Genomic DNA, 17,641 nt, shown 5'->3' with positions numbered 1-17,641 from the left:
CGCCGCTCATCCTGCGCGCCGCAGGCGCACTATCTAGTTGGCAGTCAGCGCGCGGTGGAGACGGCGCTCTCGGGAAGCTCCTCGTCGAAGCAGCGCTGGTAGAATTCCGCCACCGTCTGCCGCTCGAGCTCGTCGCACTTGTTGAGGAACGACAGCCGGAACGCGTAGCCGACATCCTTGAAGATGCGCGCGTTCTCGGCCCAGGCGATCACGGTGCGCGGGCTCATGACGGTCGACAGGTCGCCGTTCATGAAGGCGGTGCGGGTCAGGTCGGCGACGGTGACCATCTGGCCGACGATCTTGCGCCCCTCGGCGGTGTTGTAGTGCGGCGCCTTGGCGAGCACGATCGCCGCCTCGGCGTCGTGGGAGAGGTAGTTCAGCGTCGCCACGAGCGACCAGCGATCCATCTGCGCCTGGTTGATCTGCTGGGTGCCGTGATAGAGCCCGGTCGTGTCGCCGAGGCCCACCGTGTTGGCGGTGGCGAACAGCCGGAAGCTGGGATGCGGCGTGATGATCTCGTTCTGGTCCATCAGCGTCAGCTTGCCGTCGTGCTCGAGCACCCGCTGGATCACGAACATCACGTCGGCGCGGCCGGCGTCGTATTCGTCGAACACGATGGCGCAGGGGTTGCGCAGCGCCCAGGGCAGGATCCCCTCCTGGAACTCGGTGACCTGCTTGCCGTCGCGCAGCTTGATCGCGTCCTTGCCGATGAGGTCGATGCGGGAGATGTGGCTGTCGAGGTTGACCCGCACCGTGGGCCAGTTGAGACGGGCGGCGACCTGCTCGATATGGGTCGACTTGCCGGTGCCGTGGTAGCCCTGCACCATGACCCGCCGGTTGTAGCCGAAGCCCGCGAGGATCGCGAGCGTGGTGTCGGGGTCGAACTTGTAGGTCGGGTCGATCGCCGGCACCCGGTCGCTCGGCTCGGCGAAGCCGCGCACCTTCATCTCGCTGTCGATCCCGAACAGGTCGCGGACCGAGACCTCTTCGGTCGGCTTCGCGTGCGGATCCGTGGTGCCGTCGGCCATGCTGGGTGCCTCTCTCGGAAGGGTCGCTCTCGGCCCCGGGGGATGCAACATATCCCCCGTCTCCGCAAGGGGAGGGCGCCGCCGGGCGCGGACGGCCGCGGCGGCCGAAAGCGCGCGCGTGTACTTTTTTCGTGCCGACGCGCGCAGGGCTGCTAGATGTTGGGCCATGTCTGCGATCACGACAAGGTGTGGCACGGACCGTCGCGGTCATGCGGCGGCGCTTGCCGTGGTGTCGCGCCGGTCGGATCGTCGCTGCGGGGGCAGGAAAACTTGAGCACTCTGGGCGAAATCGAGGACATGATCGGGCGCATCGCGCTGGGCGACCGCAAGGCCTTCGCCGCGCTTTACGCGGCGACATCGGCGAAACTCTTCGGCATCGCCCTGCGTGTGTTGAACGATCGGCAGGAAGCCGAGGAGTGTACGCAGGAGGTCTTCATCCGGGTCTGGCACGCCGCCGGCCGCTACCAGCGCAACGGTCTCAGCCCGATGACCTGGCTGATCACCATCGCGCGCAACAAGGCGATCGACCGCCTGCGCGCCCGCAAGGCCGGCTCGTCCGGGCTCGATGAACTCGCCGAGCTGCCCGACGCGGGGCCGGGGCCCGAGACCCTGGCCATCGCCGCCGACGAACGCGGCCGGGTGATCGTCTGCATGGGAGAGCTGCCGCCCGACCGGGCCGAGGCGATCCGCCGTGTCTACCTCGAGGGGGAGACGTACAAGGATCTGGCGGACCGCTTCGAGGTGCCGCTGAACACGATGCGAACCTGGCTGCGTCGCAGCCTCCAGCGATTGAGAGAGTGCCTGAGCGGATGAGCGATCAAGGGGAAGACCACGACGACCGGCTCGGCCTCGCGGCCGAGTACGTGCTCGGCCTGCTCGACCCCGAGGAGCGCCGGGACTGCGACCGCCTGCTCGCCGACGATCCGGCCTTCCGCGCCGCCGTCGCCACCTGGTCGGAGCATTTCGCCGCCATCGCCGACGCCGAGGTCGAGCCCGTCGCGCCCCCGGCGGGGCTGTTCGGGCAGATCGAGCGCCGCCTGTTCGCGGAGGAGCGGCAAAGCGGCTGGCTGCGCCGGCTCGGGATCCTGCCTGCCATCCTCGGCGCGGCCGCGGCGGCGCTGCTGTTGCTCGTCGTCACCCAGCTCGGGCTGCTCCAGCCGGGACCGCAGGGGCCGCTGACCCCGGTCTTCCAGGCCGAGATGACGTCGGAGACCGACGACCTCGTCGTCATCGCCGCTCTCGATCCCGAAGCGGGGATCATCGCGCTCAACCGCCTCGAGGGCGGCCCGCGGGCGGGCCGGGCGCTGGAGTTGTGGCTCGCGCCGACGGGCGACGCGACGCCGATCTCGCTCGGTGTGCTGCCCGACGACCGGGTGGTGCAGATGCCCATGCCCGTCGACGAACTCGGCGAGGGCGCCTACTTCGCGCTCTCCGACGAGCCGCCCGGCGGCTCGCCCACCGGCGCGCCCACGGGCGATGTCGTCGCGGTCGGCGAGGTGCGGCCGCTCTGAGCGGGTGCGCACGCGCCGTCACTGCCTCGTGAGCCATGTGACGAAACCCTGCGGCGGCCGCGTTCGTGTCTTATCTCGATGATCACAAGCAGGCGCGACACCGCGCCGGAACAGGAGCCGACATGAAACGCCGCACCTTCCTGCTGTCGGGCGCCATGGGCGCCGCGACGGCCGCCCTCGCCCCCCGCGCCTTCGCCGCCATCGAGGGCGACTTCGAAGTCACCCGCACCGAGGCGGAATGGCGCGAGATGCTGACCGACCTGGAGTACCGCGTGATGCGCGAGGAGGGCACCGAGCCCGCCGGCTCGTCGCCGCTCGACAAGGTCTACGAGGACGGCATCTATCATTGCCGCGGCTGCGACCAGGCGCTCTATCCCTCGGAGACGAAATTCGACAGCGGCACCGGCTGGCCGTCCTTCACCGCGCCGCTCGACGACGCGGTCGAGACGAAGCCCGACCGGAGTTTCTTCATCACGCGCACCGAGGTCCATTGCGACCGCTGCGGCAGCCACCTCGGCCACATCTTCGACGACGGCCCGGCCCCGACCGGCAAGCGCCACTGCCTCAACGGCGTCAGCCTCGTCTTCCGCCCCGCCTGATCGGGCGCGACCGGGTGCGCGGCCCGCGCCGCGCACCCGCAAATTTCCCGCCCCTCGACATCATCCTGCCCACATCCCCCGCCACTTCTCGTGCGAGACAGCAGCAGGGGCGGGAGCCGCGGCGATGACGACGCTCAGGCAGCGTTGGGGCGAAGTGACGGAAGGGGAGCGCGCGCGCGCCGCCGCCTACGGGCTGGTGGCGGTGATCGGCGCGGTGATGAGCTTCCTCGTCATCCAGCGGCTCGACGCCGACGTCCGCGGACCGCTCCACCCGCTCACCTTCTACGAGTTCTGGCAGATCGCCGCCGGCGCCATTGGCGCGGCGGCCGCGCTGCGCCTGTCGGGCGAGATGTTCGGCCAGCCGGGCCTGCGCGGCTGGAAGTCGGCGGCGATGGGGGTGCTGTTCGTCAGCTTCGTCGGCGCGCTGATCGCCGGGACGCTGGTGCTGCCGCTCTACGGCACGATGTTCGGCCCCTTCAGCCTCGCCGTGGCGCTCGCCGGCAGCCCGATCCTGGCGCTGGCCTGGGTCTCGCACCTGTTCGGCGCGCACTGGCTGATGCGGCGCTGGCGCGACGAGCGCGACTCGATCTTCCGCCACGAGAGCGCCGAGCCGCGCGAGCCGGCTCCGGCGGCGGTAATCGTCGAGACGACGCCCCGGCCCCCGCCGCCGCCACCGCGCCCGGAGCTGCCGGCCGACCTCGCGATCTACGCCGACCCCCGCTGAGGGAGCCGGCGGGCGCTCAGTCCTTGAAGGAGCGCGAGCTCTTCACCTGGTCCCAGGCCCAGACCACCTCGGCGAGCTGCTCCTCGTGGGAGCGGTCGCCGCCGTTCATGTCGGGGTGCAGCACCTTGATCAGCGCCTTGTAGGCCTTTCGGATCTCGGTCTTGGTCCAGGTGTCCTTGGCGTCGAGGATATCGATCGCCTTGCGCTCCGTCGGGGGCAGCCGGCGGCTGCCGGTCGCGGCCTTGCCGGGATTGCGCGTCGCGTTCTCGCCGAGCACCTGGTGCGGGTCCTCGATCCCGAGCCGCGCCCAGGCCCGCTCCTCGGCCGAGCGCTTGAACGACTTCGTCTCGCGCTCCCAGACCCGGTCCTTCTGGACCTGGTCGAGGTAGTCCTGCTCCGTCGACGTCTCGAAGAAGTTCCACTTGAGGTTGTACTCGCGCACGTGCTCGCGGCAGAACCACCAGTAATCGTCGAGCGTGTCCGGGCTCTTGGGCGCGCGGTACTTGCCCGCCTCCTCGCAGCCCTCGTGCTCGCAGACGCGCTGCGACGTCTCGAAGGCCCCGGACATCCCGCGCCGGCCCCGGGGGTTCTTCTTCTTGGAGGCGGATACGGAGAGGTCGAATCCGAACGGGTCGGGCTTGGGCATGATGGATCCTTTTCTCGTCGGACGCGGGAGTTTAAACCAGCGACCGGCAGAAGGAAGAGGCAGAGGAGTAAAAAATGGGGCTTGCCGAGGAGATTCGGTCACGACTTCAGGAGGCCTTCGCGCCGACCCGGCTCGAGGTGCGCAACGACTCCGCCCGCCACGCCGGCCACGCGGGCGACGACGGCACCGGCGAGAGCCACTGGCACGTCGCCATCGAGGCGCCGGCCTTCGCCGACATGTCGCGCCTCGCGCGGCACCGGGCGGTGCACGACGCGCTGGGGCCGGACATCATGGGCCGCATCCACGCGCTTGGGCTCGAAATCGGGTAGGGCTCGACGCGCCTTCGGCGCGCCGACCCGCCGGGGGCGCTGCCCCCGGACCCCCGGGATATTTCGAGAACAGAGACCGGGGAAGCGCGCGCCTGTTCAGAGGCCGAGCTTCTGGGTGACGAGGTCGTTGACGGCCTTGGGGTTAGCCTTGCCGCCGGTGGCCTTCATCACCTGGCCGACGAACCAGCCGGCGAGCTTGGGGTTGGCCTTGGCCTTCTCGACCTGGGCGGGGTTGGCGGCGATGACCTCGTCGACGGCGGTCTCGATGGCGCCGGTGTCGGTCACCTGCTTCATGCCGCGTTCCTCGACGATGGCGGCCGGATCGCCGCCCTCGGTGTAGACGATCTCGAACAGGTCCTTGGCGATCTTGCCGGAGATGTCGCCCTTGGCGATCAGGTCGACGATGGCGCCGAGCTGGGCCGGGGTGACGGGGCTGTCGGCGATGGCCTTGTCGTCCTTCTTGAGGCGGCCGAAGAGCTCGTTGATCACCCAGTTGGCGGCGAGCTTGCCGTCGCGGCCGTGGGCGACGGCCTCGAAGTAGGTGGCGTTCTCGACCTCGGCGGTCAGCACGGAGGCGTCGTATTCCTTGAGGCCGAACTCCGTGACGAAGCGGGCGCGCTTCTCGTCGGGCAGCTCGGGCAGGGAGGCGCGGATGTCGTCGACCCAGGCCTGCTCGATCTCGAGCGGCAGCAGGTCGGGGTCGGGGAAGTAGCGGTAATCGTGCGCCTCTTCCTTGGAGCGCATCGAGCGGGTCTCGCTCTTGTCGGGGTCGAACAGGCGGGTCTCCTGTATGACCTCCTTGCCGTCCTCGAGCAGCGCGATCTGGCGACGGGCCTCGTAGTCGATCGCCGCCTGGATGAAGCGCATCGAGTTCATGTTCTTGATCTCGCAGCGGGTGCCGAGATGCGAGAAGTCCTGGCTCTCCTGGTAGCGCTCGTAATCGCCGGGGCGGCAGACCGAGACGTTGACGTCGGCGCGCAGGTTGCCGTTCTGCATGTTGCCGTCGCAGGTGCCGAGGTAGCGCAGGATCTGGCGCAGCTTGCCGACATAGGCCGCCGCCTCCTCGGGGCCGCGGATGTCGGGGCGCGAGACGATCTCCATCAGCGCCACCCCGGTGCGGTTGAGGTCAACGAAGGACATGGTCGGGTCCATGTCGTGGATCGACTTGCCGGCGTCCTGCTCGAGGTGGATGCGCTCGATGCGCACCCGCCGGGCGATGCCGGGGGCCATGTCGACGAGCACTTCGCCCTCGCCCACGATGGGGTGGTAGAGCTGGCTGATCTGATAGCCCTGGGGCAGGTCGGGGTAGAAGTAGTTCTTGCGGTCGAAGGCCGAGCGGAGGTTGATCTCGGCCTTGAGCCCGAGGCCCGTCTTGACCGCGAGCGCGACGCAGCCCTCGTTGATCACCGGCAGCATCCCCGGCATCCCGGCGTCGACGAAGGCGACGTTGCTGTTGGGCTCGGCGCCGAAGCGGGTGGAGGCGCCGGAGAACAGCTTGGCCTTCGACGCGACCTGCGCGTGCACTTCGAGCCCGATGACGAGCTCCCAGTCGCCGGTGGCGCCGGCGATCACCTTGGGCTTGGGGGGCTCATAGGTCAGGTCGAGCATGGGAAGACTCCGCGCGTCATTGGTTGCGGCGTTCTAGGCCGTGGCCGGGCGGGGGGCAAGCGGGGGCGCGCGGGGAATCAGCGGCCCGCGGGCAGGGCGGTCCGGGGGCGGCGGCCGGGCCCGGCGCAGGGGCGGCGCCCGCGCGGCGGCTGCGTCGGATGACGCAGGGTCGGGGGCGCGGGCGCGCCTTGCGGGGCAGGGGCTTGCGGCGATTTCCGCAGAGCGGGTAGGCCGAGCCGCGTCGGCGCGGGTTGGCGGTCTATTGCCTATGACATAGCCGCGGACTCGACCGGGGGGCACCTGTCGGGCCATTCCTTCCCCGCCGGGCGAGGGCCCCGGTGCTGCCAAGAGGTTTCCCATGCGTCTGCCGCTGCTCGCGCTCGCGCTCTCCGCGTTGTCCGCCTGTGCCGTCCTCGAGCCGGCCCCGCCGCCCGAACCGGAGCCCTACGTTCCGGTGATGCGGTGGGATCACCGTCCCGAGGCCGCGCAATGGACGGCGGCCTCCTTCGCCTCGCTGGAGACGGGCGCGGGCGCGCCGCTGGTGGACATGCTACCGGCCGACATCACCGCCTGGTGCCCGGGCTACGCCACCGCCTCGCGCGACGAGCGCGCGGCCTTCTGGACCGGCCTGATGTCGGCCCTGGCGCGCCACGAGAGCACCTGGAACCCGCAGGCCGTCGGGGGCGGCGGGCGCTGGTTCGGGCTCGTGCAGATCGATCCCAACACCGCGCGCGGCTACGGCTGCGCCGCTCAGTCGGGCTCGGCGCTGCGCAACGGGGCGGCCAACCTCACCTGCGCCTTCCGCATCGCGGCCCGCCAGGTGGCGCGCTACGGGACGGTGAGCCGCGGGATGCGCGACTGGGGGCCGTTCCACTCGGCGTCCAAGCGCGAGGACATGCGCAACTGGACCAGCCAGCAAGCCTATTGCCGGGCCGAGTGAGGAGAGACGGGATGGGACTCCCGACGACGACGATGCACCGCCTCGCGCGCCCGCTGCGCGCCCTCGGGCTCGGGCTGCTGGCGGCCGCAGCCGGGCTCGCGGCGCCGGCACGGGCGGAGGTGGCCTCCCTCGCCGTCGAGCCGGTCGTGGCGGTGCGCGCCACGGTGAGCCCGCCGGTGCGGCCGCCGTTCCTCGAGAGCAATGGCGTGCCGATCCACTTCGAGGCGCCGCCGGTGCAGCCGCCGATCCGCCCCGTCGTCTACATCCCCGAGACCCGCTGGGACCACCGACCCGACGGCGACGTCTGGACCCTCGCGGCCATGCAGGCGATCGCGTCGCACGGCAGCGGGCTCGAAGACCTCATGCCGCACGACATCGAGACCTGGTGCCCGGCCTACGATGCCAACCCCGAGGAACAGCGCCGCGCCTTCTGGGTCGGCATGATGTCGGCGCTCGCCTACTACGAGAGCCGCTGGCAGCCGACGGCCGTGGGCGGCGGCGGGCGCTGGTTCGGGCTGCTGCAGATCTACCCGCCGACCGCGCGCCACTACGGCTGCCGCGCCCGCACCGGGGAGGCGCTGAAGGATCCGGAAGACAACCTCTCCTGCGCCGTGCGCATCGCCACCGCGCAGGTGCGCCGCGCCGGCAGCGTCGCCCGGGGGATGCGCGACTGGGGGCCCTTCCACAACGCGCGCATGCGCGCCGAGATGGCCGCCTGGACCCGTGAGCAGGCCTACTGCAAGCCCAACCTCGCCGTGCTGACGAGCCTGCGCCCGCAGTCCCGGCCGCTCGAGGAGGTCGCGGTGGTGGTCAGCACGATGGGCCTGGAGCGCTGAGGCGCCCGGCGGCCCGGGCACCTACCCGTAGAAGCGCACCAGCGGCCGCCGCGTCGCCCGCACGAGGCTGACCGTCGGGGCGTCCTCGCCGCCGAGCGCCAGGGTGGCCTTGCGCAGCATCTCGATCCCGTCCTCCGAGTTCGCCGGCAGCGCCGTCGGCGAGATCGGCTCGCCCACGGTGATCCGGTAGGGCTGGCGGGCCTTGTTCAGCGTCTCATGGAACAGGGTGATGTCGCGCAGGGTCGGGTGGATCAGGTCGAACAGGTAGAACAGCACCGAGTTGCGGGCGCGGATGTTGACGGGGATCACCGGCAGCTCGAACTTGCGCGCCAGCATCGCCGCCGAGGCCATCCACGGCCGCTCGTAGAGCCGCAGCCCCTTGCGCTTGGCGAGGCGGCCGGAGGGGAAGATCACGCCGAGCCGGCCGGCGTCGACGGCCTTGCGGGTGAAGGCCATCGTCTCGCGCGTCTTGCCGTGGCTGCGCTTGTCGGTGCGCCACTCGACGGGGGCGATGAAGTCTTCCATCTGCGGCATGACGCGCAGGATGTCGCGGTTGGCGAAGAAGTAGGCGTCGTCGCGGATCTGGCGCAGCAGGTGCTGCAGGATGATCCCGTCGGCGATGCCGGTCGGATGGTTGGCCACGATCAGCGCCGGGCCGTGGGCGGGAATGCGCGACAGGCCGTGCGCCTCGACATCGCGCGCCAGCATGCGGCCCATGTGGTCCATCAGTTCCAGCGTCGGCTCGTCGCGGATCTCGGACGCGATGGCGATCGTCTTGTCGTAGGAAAGAGCCTTGTTGAGCAGGCTGCGGGCGATCCGGACGCCGGGGCGTTGGCGGAAGAGCCAGGGAGCGCGCTCGGCGATCAACGGATCGAGACGGTCTTTCATGGGCAGCACACACCGCGTTGGTAGGTCGGTCACGCGAACGTTATTGCGCAACAACAGCTTCACACCAACCCGGCAAATGAGCCCTCGGTTCCGAAAAGGCAAGCCGGCGAAATCGCGCCGGCTTGCCTTCGGCAGGCCCGGTCAGGCGGCGGGGCGCTGGTGCTCGCCTTCCTCGACCTCCTCGACGATCTTGTCGACGAACGCCGGGATGTCGTCGGGGTTGCGGCTGGTGATGATGCCGTTGGAGATCGCGACCTCCTTGTCGACCACCTGCGCGCCGGCGTTCTGCAGGTCGGTGCGGATCGAGGGGTAGGACGTCATCTCGCGGCCCTCGACGACGCCGGCCTCGACCAGCATCCACGGCCCGTGGCAGATCGCGGCGACGATCTTGTCGTTGCTCACGAAGTCCTTCACCAGCTGCACGGCCTTGTCGTTGGTGCGCAGGATGTCGGGGTTGATCTGGCCGCCGGGCAGCACGAGCGCGATGTAGTCGTCGACCTTCACGTCCTCGAGCGACAGGTCGGCGGGGTGGGTGTCGCCCCAGTCGGTCTTGTCCCAGCTCTTGATGGACTTGCCGTCGGGCGTGGCGACGTGGACGGTCGCGCCCTTCTCGCGCAGCATGTCGCGGGGCTTGACGAGCTCGGAGCGCTCGAAGCCGTCGGTGGCCATGACGAGGATCTTGGCGTCGGTGATGCGGGGCATGGGGGCCTCCTTTTCCGGTCTGGATTACCGACCCCCAACACCCGCGGCCCGGCGCTGTTCCGCGCCGCGGCGTTCAGTCGCCGAGGATGCGGCTCACCATTTCCGCGGTGTCGCGGCTGAGGCCCGGCGTCGCCGCGATCCGTCCGAGGGCCGCGCGCATCCGCTCCTGCCGCGCGGCGTCGTAGCGCGGCCAGCTGTCGAAGGCGGCGACGCTGCGGGCGGCGACCTGCGGGTTGACCGGATCGAGGCGGATCAGCCAGTCAGCGAGCAGCTCGTAGGCGGCGCCGGAGGGGGCGTGGAAGCCGGCGGCGTTGCCCGCGAGGCTGGAGAAGACGGCGCGGAAGCGGTTCGGCGTCTTCCAGTGGAACGCAGGGTGCCTGGTCAGCCGCTCGGCGGTGGCGGCGGCGTCCTCGGGGGCGGCGCAGGCGACCTGCAGCGCGAACCACTTGTCCATCACGAGCCGGTCGTCGGCCCAGTGCTCGCCGAAGGTGGCGAGCTCGGCGAGGCCGTCGCCGATGGTCAGCAGGCTCGCGAGGGCAGCCAGCGACTGCGTCATGTTGTCGGCCTCGGCGAACTGCCGGCGCGCCCGCTCGCCGCCGTCGGTGCGCGACAGCAGGGCGAGGCAGCTGTTGGCGAGGCTGCGCCGCCCGGCCGAGGCGGCGTCGGGCCGGTAGGGGCCGGGGACCTGGTTCGCGCGGTGGGTCTGCGCCAGCAGCGGCTCGAGCTCGCGGGCGGTGGCGTCACGCACGGCCTCGGCGGCGGCGTGGATCGCCAGCGGGTCGGGGGTGTGGCCGGCGGCGTGGAGCGTCTGGGCCATGTCGTCCTCGGAGGGCAGGGCGAGGACCAGCGCCTTGAAGGCCGCATCGAGCGACGGGTCCTGCAGCACCGCGCGGTAGCCGGCGAAGAGCGGCGCGCGGTCGGCCCGGGCGCCCGTCGCCTCGGCGGCGAGCACCGTGCGGGCGAGGCTGCGCCCGGCCTCCCAGCGGTTGAACGGGTCGGTATCGTGCGCGAGCAGGAAGGCATGCGTCTCGGTGGAGCGCGGGTAGTCGAGCGCCACCGGCGCGGAGAAGCCGCGCAGGACCGACGGCACCGGCCGCGCCACCTCGCGCCCGGTGCGGCGGGCGAGGTCTGCGACGTCGTAGGTGACGGATTGCTCGGCCTCGTTCACCTCGACCAGCGTCGTTCCCATCAGCTCGCCCCCGTCGGGGTGCAGCAGCCCGAGCGCGACGGGGATCACCACCGGCGCCTTCTCGGGCTGGCCCGGCGTCGGCGGGGTGGCCTGCCGGAAGGTCAGCGTCAGCTTCGCGCCGTCCCACGCTTCCTCGACCGCAAGACGCGGTGTGCCGGCCTGCGCATACCAGCGCTGGAACTGCGACAGGTCGCGGCCGGTGACGTCGGAGAATGCCGCCAGCCAGTCCTCGATCGTCACGGCCTGCCCGTCATGCCGCTCGAAGTAGAGATCGCAGCCCGCCCGCCAGGCATTGTCGCCGACCAGCCGCTTGAGCATCCCGACCAGCTCGGCCCCCTTCTCATACACGGTGATCGTGTAGAAATTGTTGATCTCCACGAAGCTCTCCGGCCGCACCGGGTGCGCCAGCGGACCGCCGTCCTCGCGGAACTGGCGCGAGCGCAGGAGCAGCGCGTCCTCGATCCGCTTGACCGGGGCGGAGCGGGTGTCGGAGGTGAATTGCTGGTCGCGGTAGACCGTGAGGCCCTCCTTCAGGCACAGCTGGAACCAGTCGCGGCAGGTGACGCGGTTGCCGGTCCAGTTGTGGAAGTACTCGTGCGCGATCACCGCCTCGATGCGCTCGTAGTCGCGGTCGGTCGCCGTCTCGGGAGAGGCGAGGACGAGGGCGGAGTTGAAAATGTTCAAGCCCTTGTTCTCCATCGCGCCCGCGTTGAAGTCGTCGACGGCCACGATGTTGAAAATGTCCAAGTCGTACTCGCGTCCGTAAACGGCCTCGTCCCACGCCATCGACGCCTTGAGCGACTCCAGCGCCCAGTCGCAGCGCCCCTCGTCGCCCGGCCGCACCCACACCGCCAGCGCCACCTCGCGACCCGAGCGGGTGGTGAAGCTGTCGCGCACCGCGACGAGCTCGCCCGCGACCAGCGCGAACAGGTAGGCGGGCTTGGGCCACGGGTCGTCCCACTCGGCGAAGCCGGTGCCCGAGGCGACGGGGTTGCCGTTGGAGAGCAGCACCGGCAGGTCGCTCTCGATGCGCACCCGGAACGGCGCCATCACGTCGGGGCGGTCGGGGTAGTAGGTGATCTTGCGGAAGCCCTCGGCCTCGCACTGGGTCGTGAACATGTCGCCGGCCATGTACAGCCCCTCGAGCGCGGTGTTCGCCGACGGCGCGATCTCCACTTCGCACTCCCACAGGAACGGCCCGTCGGGCACCGCGCAGGTCAGCCCCTCGGGCGTGACCTCGGGCGTCACCAGCGTGCCGTCGACCGCCGCCGAGATCAGCCGCAGGCCCTCGCCGTGCAGGAAGAACGGCCCGCCGGCGCTGTCGGGGTTGGGGCGGAAGGCGACGCGCGACAGCACCCGGGTGGCGTCGGGCGACAGGCGGAAGGTCAGGTCGACCCGCTCCACCAGCCACGGGAACGGCGCGTAGTCCTTCAGGTGGATCGTGCGCTCATCGGTGCTCATAAGGGGGCCTCGCCAAGGGGAACATTGGAGTTGGCGCGGACGTTATTGGCGCAACTGGCCGACCACAAGGCGGCCTCTAGCTGACCGGAGATCACCCATGTCCGCACCCGATACCGACGTCGAGAAGCAGGCCAAACGCCATCGTCCGGCGCTCGGCGGGATGGCCATCGTGCTTCTGTTCGTGGCCCTCATCACCATCGCCTTCTCCTTCTGGATCTTCGCCCAGGGCGAGTCGCCCGAAGGGGCGGAGACGCAGATCGACGGCCGCACCGGCGCCGTCGAAGAAGTCGTGGCCGAGTAGGCGACTGCCCGCAATTGCCGGAAAAGTCCTTCGCGCCGGGCAGCCTTGTGGCTGTCCGGCGCATTCTGTTTAGTGCGCCCGACACCGGATGGAGGAGCGGAACATGACGGATCGGGTCGAGCGCGCGGGGCTGCAGGTCGCCTCCCGGCTGGCGGAATTCATCGAGGAGCGGGCGCTTCCCGGCACCGGAGTGGACGCGGAGCGGTTCTGGAGTGGCTTCGGCGACATCCTCGCCGACCTCGCGCCGCGCAACTGCGCGCTGCTCGAGACGCGCGAGCGCCTTCAGTCGCAGATCGACGCCTGGCACAAGGACCACCCGCAGGGCGGCGACTACGAGGGCTTCCTGCGCGAGATCGGCTACATCGTCCCCGAGGGCGACGACTTCGCCATCCAGATAGCCGACGTCGACCCGGAGATCGCCCGCATCGCCGGCCCGCAGCTCGTCGTGCCGATCACCAACGCCCGCTTCGCGCTCAACGCCGCCAACGCCCGCTGGGGCTCGCTCTACGACGCGCTCTACGGAACCGACGCGCTCGGCTCGCTGCCGGAGGGCAAGGGCTACGACGCCACCCGCGGCGCCGAGGTGATCGGCTGGGCCAAGGCCTTCCTCGACCGCACCGTGCCGCTCGAGGGCGCGTCGCACGCCGACGTCACCGCCTACGCCGTCACCGACGGCCGCCTCGCCGCGACCACCGACGGCGGCAGCGCGTCCCTCGCCGACCCGGACCAGTTCGTCGGCTGGGCCGAGGAGAGCGACGGCATTCAAGAGCTGCTGCTGCGCCACAACGGCCTGCACATCGTGCTGCGCGTCGACCGCGGTTCGCAAATTGGCCGGTCGGACAGGGCGGGCCTGTCGGACGTCCGGCTCGAGGCGGCGGTCTCGACAATCATGGATTGCGAGGATTCCGTCGCTTGCGTCGACGCCGAGGACAAGGTGCTCGCCTACGGCAACTGGCTCGGGCTGATGAAGGGCGACCTCGAGGAGACCTTCTCCAAGGGCGGCACGCAGATGACGCGCCGGCTGAACCCGGACCTCACCTTCCGCACCCCCGGGGACGGGCAGGTCGAGGTGAAGGGCCGCTCGCTGATGCTGGTGCGCAATGTCGGCCACCTGATGACCAACCCGGCGGTCCTCGACGGCGAGGGGCGCGAGGTGCCCGAGGGGCTGATGGACGCGATGGTCACCACGCTCATCGCGATGCACGACGTCCGCAAGGACAGCGGCCCGCGCAACTCCGTGCACGGGTCGGTCTACGTGGTGAAGCCGAAGATGCACGGGCCCGAGGAGGTCGCCTTCGCCTGCGAGACGTTCGACCGGGTCGAGGCGGCGCTGGGCCTGCCGCGCCATACCGTCAAGATCGGGATCATGGACGAGGAGCGCCGGACCTCGGTGAACCTCAAGGAATGCATCCGCGCCGCCAGGGACCGGGTCGCGTTCATCAACACCGGCTTCCTCGACCGCACCGGCGACGAAATCCACACCTCGATGGAAGCCGGCCCGATGATCCCGAAGGGCGAGATGAAGGACAGCGCCTGGATCAAGGCCTACGAGGACCGCAACGTCGACATCGGCCTCGCCTGCGGCCTGCAGGGCAAGGCGCAGATCGGCAAGGGCATGTGGGCGATGCCCGACAGGATGGCGGCGATGCTCGAGGCCAAGGTCGGCCACCCGAAATCGGGCGCAAACTGCGCCTGGGTGCCCTCGCCGACGGCGGCGGTGCTGCACGCGACGCATTACCACGAGATCGACGTGTTCGAGGTGCAGGACCGCCTGAGGGCGGGCGGCGCACGCGGCACGCTCGACGGTCTGCTGACCATCCCCGTCGCCACCGGGCGCAACTTCACCGACGAGGAGGTGCGCCAGGAGGTCGAGAACAACTGCCAGGGCATCCTCGGCTACGTGGTGCGCTGGATCGACCAGGGGGTCGGCTGCTCCAAGGTGCCCGACATCCACGACGTCGGCCTGATGGAAGACCGCGCCACCTGCCGCATCTCGAGCCAGGGCCTCGCCAACTGGCTGCACCAGGGCGTCGTGACCGAGGAGCAGGTGATGGCCGCGATGAAGAAGATGGCCGAGGTGGTCGACCGCCAGAACGCCGCCGACCCGGCCTACGAGCCGATGGCGCCGGGCTTCGACGGCATCGCCTTCCAGGCGGCGTGCGACCTCGTCTTCAAGGGCCGCGAGCAGCCCTCGGGCTATACCGAGCCGGTGCTGCATGCGCGCCGCCTCGAGAAGAAGGAGAAGGCGCATGGCTGACGTGACCCTCGAGCAGGCGCGCAACATCGTCGCCGCGGCGCTGTCCAAGGGGCGGGATCTGGGGCTCAAGCCGCTGACCGTCGTGGTGCTGGATTCCGGCGGCCACATGCGCGCCGTCGAGCGCGAGGACGGTGCCGCCCCGGGGCGCATCGAGATCGCGGGCGGCAAGGCCTACGGCGCCGTCATGCTCGGCATGGGCGGGCGGGCGCAGATGGAGCGCGCCGAGGCGCAGGCCTACTTCATCGCCGCCGCCAACGGCGCGCTGGGCGGCCGCATGGTGCCGGTGCCGGGCGGGGTGCTCGTCAAGGACGGCGAGCGGGTGATCGGCGCGGTCGGCATCTCGGGCGACGCATCGGACCAGGACGAAGCGGCGGCGCTGGCGGGGATCGAGGCGGCGGGGCTCGCCGCCCAACCCTGAGCGGAGCGCCCGGCCGCCATGGTCGGCCGTGCATATTTCTGGCCAGATGAAGGGGAGGGCGCGCTCTGGAGTGGCGCCCGCCTTCCTTGCGCAGGCAGGGCTGTGCGGCAGCGCTCTTTAACCGGGGCGGGCGGAGCGATAGGTTGGGCGTCAGGCAAGGGAGCACGCGCATGACACGGCCCATCGTCGGCATCATCGGCAACTCGGCGCTTCTCGACGGGGCCTACCCGGCCCATACCGGCGGCACGATGAACAGCGAGGCGGTGGCGCAGGTGTCGGGCTGCCTGCCGCTGATCGTGCCGAGCGATCCGTCGATGGTGGCGCTGCCCGACCTGCTGGAGGCGTGCGACGGTTTCCTGCTCACGGGCGGGCGGCCCAACGTGCACCCCGAGGAGTACGGCGAACCCGAGACCGCGGCGCACGGGGCCTTCGACCGCGCCCGCGACGCGCTGACGCTGCCGCTGGTGCGGGCCTGCGTCGAGCGCGGGCAGCCGGTGTTCGGCGTCTGCCGGGGCTTCCAGGAGGTGGCGGTGGCGATGGGCTCGTCGCTCCACCCCGAGATCCGCGAGATTCCCGGCCGGCTCAATCACCGGATGCCGCCCGACGGCACGCTCGAGGAGAAGTTCGCGCTGCGCCACAGCGTGACCTTCTCCGACGGCGGACCCTTCCACCGGGCGCTCGGCGCGCGCGAGGTGATGACCAACACGCTGCACGGGCAGGGGATCAAGAGCGCCGGCGCGCGGGTGGTGATCGACGGGCACGCGCCCGACGGCACGCCGGAGGCGATCTACGTGCAGGGGGCGCCCGGCTTCACGCTCTCGGTCCAGTGGCACCCGGAATACAGGGCCGCGACCGATCCCGTCTCGCGCCCGCTCTTCGAGCGCTTCGGCGACGCCGTGCGCGACTGGGCGGCGGGACGGCGCGCCGGGGGGCTGCGCGCCGCCGGCTAGGCGTCAGTTGAAGCGCGAGAACAGGCCAGTGCGCTCGGGCAGCGGTGCCACGGCGGGGACCGGCAGCCCGCCGGTGCCCGGCGGGGTGGCGCCGCCGAAGGACTGGCCGACGCTGCCGGGCAGCTGCGACAGGAAGATGTTCACCGCGTCGCGCGCATCGCCCGCCCCCGACAGCTCGCAGGTGTCGCGGATCGCCACGGCGATCTCGTTGAGCCCGTCCGCGGGCGGCGGCTGCACCGTGGCGGTGTCGGCCGCGTACTCCTGCCAGCGGCCCAGCCCATAGGTGGCGGCGGCGAGGAGCGGGCCGGTGGAGAAGTTGCCGTTGATCGTCTGGCACGAGATGTCGGCGGGATCGGCGGGCGGGGTGTAGGTCGGGTCCGGCGTCAGGTCGATGACGGCGACGGGCTCGGGCAGGAGCGGCGCGAGCGGCGGATTGGAGAGCGGCGGCTCGCGGCCGCAGGCGGCCAGGGCCAGCAGCGCGGAGGCGAGAAAAAGGCGGGCAGGGATTGAAGATGGCATGAGGCTCGGGTCATTGTTCGCGAAAATTGTCATGAGGGTGCCCTATGAGACGTTCCAGAATCAATGCGATCATGGCCGAAGCGGACGAAACGATCCGCCGCCACGGCTTCGCGTTGCCGCCATTCGCCTACTGGTCGCCCGGATCTTTCGCCGAGAAGGCCGACGAAGCGCGCCACGTCATCGATTCGCGTTGCGGTTGGGACATAACCGACTACGGCAAGGGCCGCTATGACGAGATGGGCCTGTTCCTGTTCACGCTCCGCAACGGCCGGCTGGGCGATCTCGAGCGCGGGCGGGGCATGTGCTACGCCGAGAAGCTGCTGATCTCGAAGCAGGATCAGCTCTCGCCGATGCACACTCACGTCATCAAGGCCGAGGACATCATCAACCGCGGCGGCGCGCCGCTCATCATCGAGCTCTACGGCTCCGACGACGCGGGCAACTTCGCCGAGGACAAGGGCGGCACGGTGATGTGCGACGGCATCCTGCGCCCCTACGCGCCGGGCGAGAAGCTGAAGCTGATGCCGGGCGAGAGCGTCACCCTGATGCCGGGCGACTGGCACGCCTTCTGGGGCGAGGGCGGCGAGGTGCTGATCGGCGAGGTCTCCACGGTCAACGACGACGAGACCGACAACGTCTTCCGCGAGCCGATCGGCCGGTTCTCCGACGTCGAGGAGGACGTCGCGCCGACGCACCTCCTCGTGAGCGACTACGCCCGCCGGCTCGGCTGAGGCC

19 protein-coding genes are annotated in these 17,641 nt (G+C 70.7%); 12 read left to right on the top strand and 7 right to left on the bottom strand.

Features of this window, described 5'->3' with window-relative positions; translation table 11 throughout:
* Window positions 1-44 precede the first annotated feature (44 nt).
* Window positions 45-1,028 (bottom strand): cobaltochelatase subunit CobS, encoded by a 984-nt coding sequence (cobS, locus tag OG2516_RS05895; RefSeq protein ID WP_007254718.1) that lies wholly within the window; start codon window positions 1,026-1,028, stop codon window positions 45-47.
* Window positions 1,029-1,298: 270 nt separating this feature from the next.
* Here cobS and OG2516_RS05890 point away from each other — a divergent pair, with 270 nt between their 5' ends.
* The 4 genes from OG2516_RS05890 to OG2516_RS05875 all read left to right on the top strand — a co-directional run bounded on the left by OG2516_RS05890 (window position 1,299) and on the right by OG2516_RS05875 (window position 3,862).
* A complete protein-coding gene (locus OG2516_RS05890) occupies window positions 1,299-1,841 on the top strand; it encodes a sigma-70 family RNA polymerase sigma factor (protein ID WP_007254717.1) in 543 nt (180 codons plus the stop codon).
* A complete protein-coding gene (locus tag OG2516_RS05885; protein ID WP_007254716.1) occupies window positions 1,838-2,539 on the top strand; it encodes an anti-sigma factor in 702 nt (233 codons plus the stop codon). The genes OG2516_RS05890 and OG2516_RS05885 overlap by 4 nt, the downstream gene beginning before the upstream one ends.
* A 122-nt stretch (window positions 2,540-2,661) precedes the next feature.
* Window positions 2,662-3,138 carry a peptide-methionine (R)-S-oxide reductase MsrB gene (gene msrB / locus OG2516_RS05880; protein ID WP_007254715.1) on the top strand — a complete coding sequence of 159 codons (477 nt, stop codon included), beginning with the start codon at window positions 2,662-2,664 and terminating at the stop codon, window positions 3,136-3,138.
* A gap of 124 nt (window positions 3,139-3,262) precedes the next feature.
* Entirely contained in the window at window positions 3,263-3,862 is a 600-nt protein-coding gene (locus OG2516_RS05875) for a hypothetical protein (RefSeq protein ID WP_007254714.1), read from the top strand.
* Window positions 3,863-3,878: 16 nt separating this feature from the next.
* Here OG2516_RS05875 and OG2516_RS05870 read toward each other — a convergent pair whose 3' ends face one another.
* Window positions 3,879-4,508 carry a DnaJ domain-containing protein gene (locus OG2516_RS05870; protein ID WP_007254713.1) on the bottom strand — a complete coding sequence of 210 codons (630 nt, stop codon included), beginning with the start codon at window positions 4,506-4,508 and terminating at the stop codon, window positions 3,879-3,881.
* A 74-nt stretch (window positions 4,509-4,582) separates the two neighbouring features.
* Here OG2516_RS05870 and OG2516_RS05865 point away from each other — a divergent pair, with 74 nt between their 5' ends.
* Window positions 4,583-4,837, top strand: coding sequence for a BolA family protein (locus tag OG2516_RS05865; RefSeq protein WP_007254712.1), 255 nt, complete (start codon window positions 4,583-4,585; stop codon window positions 4,835-4,837).
* Window positions 4,838-4,933: 96 nt separating this feature from the next.
* On the opposite strand, the gene gatB is transcribed toward OG2516_RS05865, so the two are convergent.
* Window positions 4,934-6,445 carry an Asp-tRNA(Asn)/Glu-tRNA(Gln) amidotransferase subunit GatB gene (gene gatB / locus OG2516_RS05860; protein WP_007254711.1) on the bottom strand — a complete coding sequence of 504 codons (1,512 nt, stop codon included), beginning with the start codon at window positions 6,443-6,445 and terminating at the stop codon, window positions 4,934-4,936.
* 358 nt (window positions 6,446-6,803) lie between these two features.
* Here gatB and OG2516_RS05855 point away from each other — a divergent pair, with 358 nt between their 5' ends.
* Both OG2516_RS05855 and OG2516_RS05850 read left to right on the top strand, forming a co-directional pair.
* On the top strand, window positions 6,804-7,385 hold the full coding sequence (locus OG2516_RS05855; protein ID WP_007254710.1) for a transglycosylase SLT domain-containing protein: 582 nt from the start codon (window positions 6,804-6,806) through the stop codon (window positions 7,383-7,385).
* 11 nt (window positions 7,386-7,396) lie between these two features.
* A complete protein-coding gene (locus OG2516_RS05850) occupies window positions 7,397-8,221 on the top strand; it encodes a transglycosylase SLT domain-containing protein (RefSeq protein WP_007254709.1) in 825 nt (274 codons plus the stop codon).
* A 21-nt stretch (window positions 8,222-8,242) separates the two neighbouring features.
* Here the strand turns inward: OG2516_RS05850 and OG2516_RS05845 are convergent, their stop codons facing one another.
* The 3 genes from OG2516_RS05845 to pepN form a co-directional block, all read right to left on the bottom strand.
* Complete coding sequence (locus OG2516_RS05845; protein ID WP_040614990.1) at window positions 8,243-9,109, bottom strand: lysophospholipid acyltransferase family protein; 867 nt, start codon at window positions 9,107-9,109, stop codon at window positions 8,243-8,245.
* A gap of 141 nt (window positions 9,110-9,250) precedes the next feature.
* Entirely contained in the window at window positions 9,251-9,811 is a 561-nt protein-coding gene (locus OG2516_RS05840) for a type 1 glutamine amidotransferase domain-containing protein (RefSeq protein WP_007254707.1), read from the bottom strand.
* Between the two features lie 73 nt (window positions 9,812-9,884).
* Window positions 9,885-12,461 carry an aminopeptidase N gene (pepN, locus tag OG2516_RS05835; RefSeq protein WP_007254706.1) on the bottom strand — a complete coding sequence of 859 codons (2,577 nt, stop codon included), beginning with the start codon at window positions 12,459-12,461 and terminating at the stop codon, window positions 9,885-9,887.
* Window positions 12,462-12,558: 97 nt separating this feature from the next.
* Here pepN and OG2516_RS05830 point away from each other — a divergent pair, with 97 nt between their 5' ends.
* The 4 genes from OG2516_RS05830 (at window position 12,559) to OG2516_RS05815 (ending at window position 16,387) form a co-directional block, all read left to right on the top strand.
* The gene (locus OG2516_RS05830; RefSeq protein WP_007254705.1) at window positions 12,559-12,762 is read left to right on the top strand and encodes a hypothetical protein; all 204 of its coding nucleotides are present in this window, start codon (window positions 12,559-12,561) and stop codon (window positions 12,760-12,762) included.
* Window positions 12,763-12,865: 103 nt separating this feature from the next.
* Complete coding sequence (locus OG2516_RS05825; RefSeq protein WP_007254704.1) at window positions 12,866-15,019, top strand: malate synthase G; 2,154 nt, start codon at window positions 12,866-12,868, stop codon at window positions 15,017-15,019.
* Entirely contained in the window at window positions 15,012-15,437 is a 426-nt protein-coding gene (locus OG2516_RS05820; protein WP_007254703.1) for a GlcG/HbpS family heme-binding protein, read from the top strand. The genes OG2516_RS05825 and OG2516_RS05820 overlap by 8 nt, the downstream gene beginning before the upstream one ends.
* Before the next feature lie 170 nt (window positions 15,438-15,607).
* A complete protein-coding gene (locus tag OG2516_RS05815; RefSeq protein WP_007254702.1) occupies window positions 15,608-16,387 on the top strand; it encodes a gamma-glutamyl-gamma-aminobutyrate hydrolase family protein in 780 nt (259 codons plus the stop codon).
* A gap of 3 nt (window positions 16,388-16,390) precedes the next feature.
* Here OG2516_RS05815 and OG2516_RS05810 read toward each other — a convergent pair whose 3' ends face one another.
* Window positions 16,391-16,906, bottom strand: coding sequence for a hypothetical protein (locus OG2516_RS05810; protein WP_007254701.1), 516 nt, complete (start codon window positions 16,904-16,906; stop codon window positions 16,391-16,393).
* 44 nt (window positions 16,907-16,950) lie between these two features.
* Between OG2516_RS05810 and OG2516_RS05805 the strand changes: the two genes are divergently transcribed.
* Window positions 16,951-17,637 (top strand): D-lyxose/D-mannose family sugar isomerase, encoded by a 687-nt coding sequence (locus OG2516_RS05805; protein ID WP_040614989.1) that lies wholly within the window; start codon window positions 16,951-16,953, stop codon window positions 17,635-17,637.
* Window positions 17,638-17,641: the final 4 nt, after the last annotated feature.

The sequence above is a fragment of the Oceanicola granulosus HTCC2516 genome (assembly GCF_000153305.1).
Lineage (GTDB): Bacteria > Pseudomonadota > Alphaproteobacteria > Rhodobacterales > Rhodobacteraceae > Oceanicola > Oceanicola granulosus.
Note: the sequence above shows the minus strand (reverse complement) of the source record. Positions and strands in the feature narration are given on the sequence as shown.

Excerpts from the sequence above, each read along its gene's own strand:
- OG2516_RS05850 (WP_007254709.1), top strand. The coding sequence starts at position 7,397 with ATGGGACTCCCGACGACGACGATGCACCGCCTCGCGCGCCCGCTGCGC.
- msrB (WP_007254715.1), top strand. The coding sequence starts at position 2,662 with ATGAAACGCCGCACCTTCCTGCTGTCGGGCGCCATGGGCGCCGCGACG.
- OG2516_RS05870 (WP_007254713.1), bottom strand. The coding sequence starts at position 4,508 with ATGCCCAAGCCCGACCCGTTCGGATTCGACCTCTCCGTATCCGCCTCC.
- OG2516_RS05875 (WP_007254714.1), top strand. The coding sequence starts at position 3,263 with ATGACGACGCTCAGGCAGCGTTGGGGCGAAGTGACGGAAGGGGAGCGC.
- OG2516_RS05820 (WP_007254703.1), top strand. The coding sequence starts at position 15,012 with ATGGCTGACGTGACCCTCGAGCAGGCGCGCAACATCGTCGCCGCGGCG.
- gatB (WP_007254711.1), bottom strand. The coding sequence starts at position 6,445 with ATGCTCGACCTGACCTATGAGCCCCCCAAGCCCAAGGTGATCGCCGGC.
- OG2516_RS05830 (WP_007254705.1), top strand. The coding sequence starts at position 12,559 with ATGTCCGCACCCGATACCGACGTCGAGAAGCAGGCCAAACGCCATCGT.
- OG2516_RS05865 (WP_007254712.1), top strand. The coding sequence starts at position 4,583 with ATGGGGCTTGCCGAGGAGATTCGGTCACGACTTCAGGAGGCCTTCGCG.
- OG2516_RS05810 (WP_007254701.1), bottom strand. The coding sequence starts at position 16,906 with ATGCCATCTTCAATCCCTGCCCGCCTTTTTCTCGCCTCCGCGCTGCTG.
- cobS (WP_007254718.1), bottom strand. The coding sequence starts at position 1,028 with ATGGCCGACGGCACCACGGATCCGCACGCGAAGCCGACCGAAGAGGTC.
- OG2516_RS05845 (WP_040614990.1), bottom strand. The coding sequence starts at position 9,109 with ATGAAAGACCGTCTCGATCCGTTGATCGCCGAGCGCGCTCCCTGGCTC.
- OG2516_RS05805 (WP_040614989.1), top strand. The coding sequence starts at position 16,951 with ATGAGACGTTCCAGAATCAATGCGATCATGGCCGAAGCGGACGAAACG.
- OG2516_RS05840 (WP_007254707.1), bottom strand. The coding sequence starts at position 9,811 with ATGCCCCGCATCACCGACGCCAAGATCCTCGTCATGGCCACCGACGGC.
- OG2516_RS05815 (WP_007254702.1), top strand. The coding sequence starts at position 15,608 with ATGACACGGCCCATCGTCGGCATCATCGGCAACTCGGCGCTTCTCGAC.
- OG2516_RS05825 (WP_007254704.1), top strand. The coding sequence starts at position 12,866 with ATGACGGATCGGGTCGAGCGCGCGGGGCTGCAGGTCGCCTCCCGGCTG.
- OG2516_RS05885 (WP_007254716.1), top strand. The coding sequence starts at position 1,838 with ATGAGCGATCAAGGGGAAGACCACGACGACCGGCTCGGCCTCGCGGCC.
- OG2516_RS05855 (WP_007254710.1), top strand. The coding sequence starts at position 6,804 with ATGCGTCTGCCGCTGCTCGCGCTCGCGCTCTCCGCGTTGTCCGCCTGT.
- pepN (WP_007254706.1), bottom strand. The coding sequence starts at position 12,461 with ATGAGCACCGATGAGCGCACGATCCACCTGAAGGACTACGCGCCGTTC.